Source organism: Bradyrhizobium sp. (assembly GCF_019244115.1).
In the GTDB taxonomy this organism is placed as follows: Bacteria; Pseudomonadota; Alphaproteobacteria; order Rhizobiales; family Xanthobacteraceae; genus Bradyrhizobium.
Window position 1 is genome coordinate 1 of record NZ_JAFATE010000475.1, and the last position, 6,890, is coordinate 6,890.

Genomic DNA, 6,890 nt, shown 5'->3' on the forward strand with positions numbered 1-6,890 from the left:
CGCCAGATCGCAGCGCTCGCGCCGGACAGCTCGGTCAAGCTGGATGTCATGCACAAGGGACAGAGCAAGACCATCACCGTCGCGCTCGGCACGATGCCGAGCCAGCGGGAAGCCAGCGTCGAGCACGAGCGGTCCGGCTCGCACCGCGGCGTCGGCGGACATCTCGGCCTCTCCGTCGCGCCGGCCAGCGAGGTCGCAGGCTCCGGCGATAAGGGCGTGGTGGTGACGGGCGTCGATCCCGACGGTCCGGCTGCCGAACACGGCATGCAGACCGGCGACGTCATTCTCGACGTCGGCGGCAAGGCCGTCAGCAGCGCATCGGATATCCGCGAGGCGCTCTCCAGCGCGAAGGCCGACGGTAAGCGCGATGTGCTGATGCGGGTCAAGTCCGCGGACAGCAGCACCCGGTACGTGGCGGTGCCGGTCGGCTGAGGATCAGCTTCACCGCATCCTGCGTGACAACGATCGAACAGAGGCAGGCCGACAGCGGCCTGCCTCCTTTCGTCTAACGGAACCTGTCAGCCCTCCGTTCGTTCCGTCAGGTTAAGCAACCGAGCGGGAGGTGCCGATGATCACAAGACGGACGACATGGCGGCGGCGTGAATCCGCGCTCGACCTCTATGCGCTGGTCTGCGGCGTGTTTCTGCTGAGCGCTCCCTGGCTGTTCGGCTTCGTTCGCCCGCTGGGACGGCTCGATGCGGAGCTGGTCGGAGCGGCGGTGATCGTGCTCTCCGTCACTGCCATCTTCGTTTTCGCCGACTGGGAAGAGTGGCTGAAGGTCGCCCTTGGCCTCTGGCTGATCGCCGCGCCGTGGATACTGGGTTTTGCACACACGGCCGCGATGCATGTCAGCATCGGCGTCGGCTTGCCCGTCATCTTTCTGGCACTGCTCGAGCTCTGGGTCGTCCACGATCCAGACTACGCCACGCACGCAAGTTGAGTATTCACGAGTTCACGCTTCTCCCCGATCTCGTGAAGCCCTCGACACGACAGCGCTTGATCACTTTCATCCTGTTTCAGCGCCAGGAAGTCCGGGCCTGATCAAGTCAGCTCGTGCCGCGAATCAGCGCTTGCGAGGCATCGCAAACGGTTGCGAAGGCAGTTATCCACAGCCTTTTGGCTGCGCAATCCTGATTCGGACCAGACTGCCAAGCAAGCCAGAGCCCGGCGCGGGTCCGCCGCCCCGCGCCTCACCCTATGGGCCAACGGAAACCAAACAAAAACGTCGACCCGGCCGATCACTTCCAATTGCCCTGCAGTGAGGAACAGCGGCAGGTGACCGGCCCGTTGCAGAACACCGCTGGCGCCGAGAAATTCCCTCCAACCCAATCCCGTCGCGCTTGGATAAACGGGGCTTCGCAATGGGAATTCCGGAAAGCCGGGGAGCGGGGACTGCCGCACAAGCCATTGATTTTATTGGTCGGGGCAGCTGGATTCGAACCAACGACCTGCAGTACCCAAAACTGCCGCGCTACCAGGCTGCGCTATACCCCGAGATGCCAAAAGAAGGCTTTGGGCGATGTCGATACACGCTCGCAGCGCCCGCAGCAAGGCATGGCCGGTCCGAGAACGCCCCAGGCGGCGGCTGCCCTCCGGGGGCGACGCAATCGATCGCAGCCCGTCAGTGCGAGGCGACAGGCGATCCCGTCTCCGGGTGGATCTCGGCCGCCATCATGCCCTTGGAGCCCGGCCCGTAGCGCACCAGCACGTATTGGCCCGGACGCAGCTCGGTCATGCCGAAGCGCCGCAGCGTCTCCATGTGGACGAAGATGTCGGGGGTACCCTCGCCGCAGGTGAGGAAGCCGAAACCGCGCAGCCGGTTGAACCACTTGACCTGCGCACGTTCCAGCCCGCTTGTCGGCGTGACCGTGACATGGGTGCGCGGCGGCAGCATCTGCGCCGGATGAATCGCGGTCGATTCATCCATCGAGAGAATGCGGAAGGCCTGATAGCCCTTGGCCCGCTGCACGCATTCGCAGACCAGCCGCGCGCCCTCATAGGCAGTCTGGTAGCCGTCGCGCCTGAGCACGGTGACGTGCAGAAGCACATCCGGCCAGCCGTTGTCGGGCACGATGAACCCATAGCCCTTGGATGCATCGAACCACTTGATTACGCCGGTGATCTCAACCAGATGCTCGCCCAGCCCAGAGAGGGCATCGATGGCCGTGTCGCGCGCGGCGCCGGTTGAAAATTCTCCGGTGCCAAGCCTGTTCTGGGTGGTCCCGCCTGACACAGGTCCCCCGAGCTTCTTGGACTCAAATCCGTCCGACCCCATAACCCCGGACCTCACACATCAATTGTGGCCTGCGCCAAAAGCGACGAGGCCCAAACAGCGCGATGGACATCAGCCCCTGATGAAACCGCGCGAATCTCTCGAATTAAAGATAGCACTCCCGCCTCCCACGCATAGATAAAAAACAGATTTATGGAAACCTATGAACAGCTTGCACAGGCACGAATCAATCGGACTCAGTTACCGACGAACGGTCCCAAGGTCTCCCCGATGTCATGTCGGATGACCAGATCGGCAACATCATCCTGATCGGTTGGCTCGCGATTGATAATGACCAGACGTGCGCCGCAGTTCCGCGCCATCAGCGGGAATCCGGCGGCCGGCCACACCACCAGCGATGATCCGATCGCGATGAAGAGATCGCAATGCTGCGCGAGACCGCTGGCGCGTTGCATGGCGTCTTCCGGCATCGCCTGTCCGAACGAGATCGTCGCGGTCTTGACCGGCTCGTCGCAATCAGCACAGTCCGGTGCGCCTCCGTCCTCATCGAAGCGCTGCCTCACCCATTCGAGCTCATAACTCTTGCCGCAGCCGATGCAGCGCGCATAGGTCGTGTTGCCGTGAAGCTCCACGACATGATCGGATGCAAAGCCCGACATCTGATGCAGATTGTCGATGTTTTGGGTGATGACCGCCGGAATCTTGCCGGCACGATAGAGCGAGGCGAGCGCGCGATGGCCGCGTCCGGGCCGCGCCTGCGCAAATGTTGTCTGCATCGCAAATCGCCGGCGCCATGCTTCGTCGCGCGCCTGCCGGCTCGCGACGAACTCGTCGTAGGGGATCGGCCGGTTGCGGGTCCACACGCCACCCGGCGAGCGGAAATCGGGGATTCCGCATTCGGTCGAAATGCCGGCGCCGGTGAAGGGAATGATCGTGGATGCGCTCGCGATCATCTCGCCGAGTTGCTCCACACCGCTGCGAAGATCCGTTGCAATCATGGACAAACTCATGGCCACTTAACCGGGTACAACCGCTCACTTTGCCATCGATTGGCGAAATCACCAAGCTGCATCGCTCCGGCGCGGCAACCCTCTCGGGCACGGAATCGGCCATGTTTCAGCGTCAACCGGTTCCATTTTTCCCGGTGCGCATCGCGCTTCGGCGCCACAGTTTCCGCAATCGCGCCGCAATCAGGACTCTATCTGCGGGCGGCATAGGACCTGGTGATTCGAGGGAAGTGGATGAGCACGGCAGACGAGCAGGACCGCCCCGCCGATGTACGGGAAGAAATCGCGGCGCGTGTTGCGCGCTTCAAGGCGACCCAGGAAAAATTCGCAAGGGAACGCGAGGAGTTTTATGTCGCGACCATGGGGCGCGCGCTGAACGAGACGACGCCGCCGAAATCTCAGACCTCGAAGCGGCGGCACTGAGGCGCGCCGAGCGCGAGATGATGCCGCGTCGGCGACGGCACCATTCGAACGAGGCGCAAGCAACGACGCATCAAAACCCACGACCAGCAAGACGCAAACAAAAAGGCCCCCGTGCAACGGGGGCCTTTCCGTTTCGGCAGCGCCGGCGCGCAGCTTACACCGCGTCCTTGGCGGCCTTGACCGGTCTTGCGCGGACGATCTTCCGGGCCGGCTTGGCCTTGAACATCATCTCCTCGCCGGTGAACGGATTGGTGCCTTTCCGTGCCTTGGTCGCTGGCTTCTTGACGACGACGAACTTGGCGAAGCCCGGGACCAGAAACACCCCGTTCTTCTTCAGCTCCTTGTGGCCGACATCAGTCAGCGTATCCATGACGTTCTTGACGTCGCGCTTGGAAAGCTCGGTGGTGGTCGCAATCCTCTCGACCAGCTGCGACTTGGACATTTGGGCAGGCATTGTGTCTCCTCATTGATTCGTACCGGGGAGCGACATTAAACGAACAGGCGGAAATTACAGGCTTTCTGCACAGTTTTGTTGGATCTTGAAGGCAAAAAATAGCTGTTTTCCGCAGTGAATCGCCGAATTCCGGCCGCGCGGCGCATGCACCGCACCGGAATCCCTTGAATTTACGGGATTTGGCGGCCGCTCCGTCTGGCCACGAGCCGGCCTGCGGCAGCCGGACGGCCGCGATCGGCGCTTGCGATTTTTCTTTGAACCTTATGGCACTTGGCGAGACGTAATGTGTGCTGGGGATTTAAGGGCCCAGCCTTAGGGCAGCGTCACCTAGCGAATATATTCCGCATAGGTGGCGCTGTTGCCCTTTTTGCTTTACAATGTTCCATGTTGCTGGCGGCGCCCCCGCCCTTAAGCAAATCCCCAGACGCTGTCGGCCTGAAAACCCCGCGCTTTACTTTGCACGCGGGGTTTTCTTTCGCGCACGCACAAAGCATTGATCGGCCTGCCCGCTCGGCGCGGCGCAGCCCCCCTGCCCGGCCGCGCATTTTGCTGCTATTTCATGCTGCCCTCTGCTGGCCCCACCCAAGAACAAATCTCCGAACAGTTTTAAGGGAGTCAAAAAAATGCGTTACCTCCACACCATGCTGCGCGTACGCAATCTCGACACCGCGCTGAAATTTTATCGCGATGCCCTGGGATTGAAGGAGGTGCGCCGCATCGACAACGACAAGGCCAAGTTCACGCTGGTGTTTCTCTGCGCACCCGAGGACGAGGAGGCGTTGAAGAAGCAGCCCTCGACGCGCGGCGCGCCGCTGGTCGAGCTCACTTATAATTGGGACGAGGAGAAATACGGCGAGGATCGCTATTTCGGCCACCTCGCCTACGAGGTCGACGACATCTACGCGACCTGCCACCATTTGATGAAGCAGGGCATCACCATCAACCGGCCGCCGCGCGACGGCAACATGGCCTTCGTCCGCTCGCCCGATCTGCATTCGATCGAGATCTTGCAGAAGGGCGATCCAAAACCGCCGGCCGAGCCCTGGGCCTCGATGCCGAACACCGGACATTGGTGAGCTTGGATCGGACTATTGCAGCATCGACGTGTATTTCCACCTGCGGCAGAACAGTTGCATATGAGCAGCGTTGGCGCCGATTGTCGCAGTCGTCATGGCCGGGCTTGTCCCGGCCATCCACGTCTTTGCAGCGGTGGAAAATAAAACGTGGATGCCCGCGACGAGCGCGGCATGGCGAGGGAGTGGGCGCGGCAACCGCACAGGTCAGACCAAGGCGGATCGCAGATGGCCTTTCACCGCGCATCAATGGCTCGCAAGAAGAACTGACAATTGTGGAGTGGAAACGTGCCTGAGATCAGCGAGGGACACTTGACCATCTGGGGCCGGCCGAATTCGGTCAACGTCCAGAAAGTGCTGTGGTGCCTCGCCGAGCTCGAGCTTCCCTATTCCCGCATCGATGCCGGTATGCAGTATGGCCGGAACGACGAGGCGGACTATCTCGCGATGAACCCGAACGGGCGCGTGCCGACGCTGGTTGATGGCGATTACGTGCTGTGGGAATCCAATTCGATCATGCGCTATCTGTGCATGGCTTATGGCGCGAACTCGCCGATCTATCCAAAGGCGCCGCGGCGGCGCGCCGCCGTCGACCGCTGGCTCGACTGGACCCTATCGACGCTGCAGCCGGTCGACCGTCAGGTGTTCTGGGCGCTGGTGCGTACCCCGCGCGAAAAGCGCGACATGGTTCAGATCCAGAAGGACGCGGATGCGGCGGCCGAGGTCTGGAGGATTGCGGATCGCGTGCTCGCGACACGCAGCTACATCGAGGGCGATGACTTCTCGGTCGCCGACATCGCGCTCGGCGCCTATGCGCGGCGCTGGCTTGGCGTCGAGGGCATCAAGCGGCCGACCCTAATGCATCTCGACCGCTGGTTCGCGCGCCTCGCCGAGCGAGCGGGTTTTGTGCAATTCATCGCGCCGCCGATGTCGTGAGGCGCGCGCGCAAGCGGCTCAGAACCCGCCATGGGAGACCTGCAGCACGCCAAAAATCACCAGCAGCGTGATGGCGCAGGCGCCGAGCCAGGCGATCCAGCGCAGCCCCCGCCCGACCAGCCACAGGATGGCGCAGCCGAGCACGACGGGAACGAGGGTTTCGAGATGCAGGGGGTCCATCGGCGCCGACGCGGTTGGTTCCGTTTCGGCCCGATCCAAGCAGCGAAATTAGACGAATTTAACGCCGGCGGAATTGTCGCGCCGCCACACCACCTGGCAGGCCCGCCCGGTCCGCGCATCGCGCGCAAAGGCCAGTTTTAGCCGCGCCGGCAGCGAGGCTGCACCCTCGATCCGGATCTTTGCCCCGGCCGAGGAGATGTCGTGCACCACGCATTGGCGGGCGGCAAAGCCGCCATCGAGTGTAATCCAGGCTTTCCGGCCCAGCAGTTTGCGGGGCTCGCGTTTCTTCTGTGCGGCCATCAAGGTCCTCCACCCGCGACAACCGATACCCCCGGGGCTTCTAACAAAGCGTTGAACCGATTGCAGACTCGCCAAGCCTGGTCATTCAAGCCACCCATGCCAGTGGAGCGGATTCGCAACCCCTGTGTGCCCCAACGCTTCTCGCGCCAAATCCGCTCCACTGGCTTGCCCGGCCGCGCAAACGCCTCTATACGTTCGCCCGTCCGAGGCTTGGCCGCGCATCCCGCGGCGAGGTACCGGCGCGTGAAGTTATTGGCATAGCGCCTTGATTTCACAGCTTTTTC

The 6,890-nt window shown here is 62.5% G+C and carries 10 protein-coding genes and 1 tRNA gene; 5 read left to right on the forward strand and 6 right to left on the reverse strand.

Annotated elements, in window-relative coordinates; genetic code table 11:
* Together JOZ76_RS20895 and JOZ76_RS20900 are read left to right on the forward strand one after the other, a co-directional pair.
* Window positions 1-432 (forward strand): PDZ domain-containing protein (locus tag JOZ76_RS20895; protein WP_291701400.1); only part of this gene is annotated, 432 nt, incomplete at its 5' end.
* Window positions 433-568: 136 nt separating this feature from the next.
* Window positions 569-940: an SPW repeat protein gene (locus JOZ76_RS20900; protein ID WP_291701401.1), complete on the forward strand. Its 372-nt coding sequence runs from the start codon at window positions 569-571 to the stop codon at window positions 938-940.
* 477 nt (window positions 941-1,417) lie between these two features.
* On the opposite strand, the gene JOZ76_RS20905 is transcribed toward JOZ76_RS20900, so the two are convergent.
* The 3 genes from JOZ76_RS20905 to JOZ76_RS20915 form a co-directional block, all read right to left on the reverse strand.
* Window positions 1,418-1,494: transfer RNA gene (locus tag JOZ76_RS20905), tRNA-Pro, on the reverse strand.
* Window positions 1,495-1,621: 127 nt separating this feature from the next.
* The gene (locus tag JOZ76_RS20910; RefSeq protein WP_291701403.1) at window positions 1,622-2,275 is read right to left on the reverse strand and encodes a cold-shock protein; all 654 of its coding nucleotides are present in this window, start codon (window positions 2,273-2,275) and stop codon (window positions 1,622-1,624) included.
* 194 nt (window positions 2,276-2,469) lie between these two features.
* Window positions 2,470-3,231 carry an SIR2 family NAD-dependent protein deacylase gene (locus JOZ76_RS20915; protein ID WP_291701405.1) on the reverse strand — a complete coding sequence of 254 codons (762 nt, stop codon included), beginning with the start codon at window positions 3,229-3,231 and terminating at the stop codon, window positions 2,470-2,472.
* A gap of 243 nt (window positions 3,232-3,474) precedes the next feature.
* Between JOZ76_RS20915 and JOZ76_RS20920 the strand changes: the two genes are divergently transcribed.
* Entirely contained in the window at window positions 3,475-3,663 is a 189-nt protein-coding gene (locus JOZ76_RS20920) for a hypothetical protein (RefSeq protein WP_291701407.1), read from the forward strand.
* A 154-nt stretch (window positions 3,664-3,817) separates the two neighbouring features.
* Here JOZ76_RS20920 and JOZ76_RS20925 read toward each other — a convergent pair whose 3' ends face one another.
* Window positions 3,818-4,117 (reverse strand): HU family DNA-binding protein, encoded by a 300-nt coding sequence (locus JOZ76_RS20925; protein ID WP_291701409.1) that lies wholly within the window; start codon window positions 4,115-4,117, stop codon window positions 3,818-3,820.
* A gap of 623 nt (window positions 4,118-4,740) precedes the next feature.
* Between JOZ76_RS20925 and JOZ76_RS20930 the strand changes: the two genes are divergently transcribed.
* Window positions 4,741-5,193 carry a VOC family protein gene (locus JOZ76_RS20930; RefSeq protein ID WP_291701411.1) on the forward strand — a complete coding sequence of 151 codons (453 nt, stop codon included), beginning with the start codon at window positions 4,741-4,743 and terminating at the stop codon, window positions 5,191-5,193.
* 294 nt (window positions 5,194-5,487) lie between these two features.
* Window positions 5,488-6,126 (forward strand): glutathione S-transferase family protein, encoded by a 639-nt coding sequence (locus JOZ76_RS20935; protein ID WP_291701417.1) that lies wholly within the window; start codon window positions 5,488-5,490, stop codon window positions 6,124-6,126.
* Between the two features lie 18 nt (window positions 6,127-6,144).
* Here the strand turns inward: JOZ76_RS20935 and JOZ76_RS20940 are convergent, their stop codons facing one another.
* Together JOZ76_RS20940 and JOZ76_RS20945 are read right to left on the reverse strand one after the other, a co-directional pair.
* Complete coding sequence (locus tag JOZ76_RS20940) at window positions 6,145-6,306, reverse strand: hypothetical protein (RefSeq protein WP_291701413.1); 162 nt, start codon at window positions 6,304-6,306, stop codon at window positions 6,145-6,147.
* A 48-nt stretch (window positions 6,307-6,354) separates the two neighbouring features.
* Complete coding sequence (locus tag JOZ76_RS20945) at window positions 6,355-6,606, reverse strand: PilZ domain-containing protein (RefSeq protein ID WP_291701415.1); 252 nt, start codon at window positions 6,604-6,606, stop codon at window positions 6,355-6,357.
* Window positions 6,607-6,890: the final 284 nt, after the last annotated feature.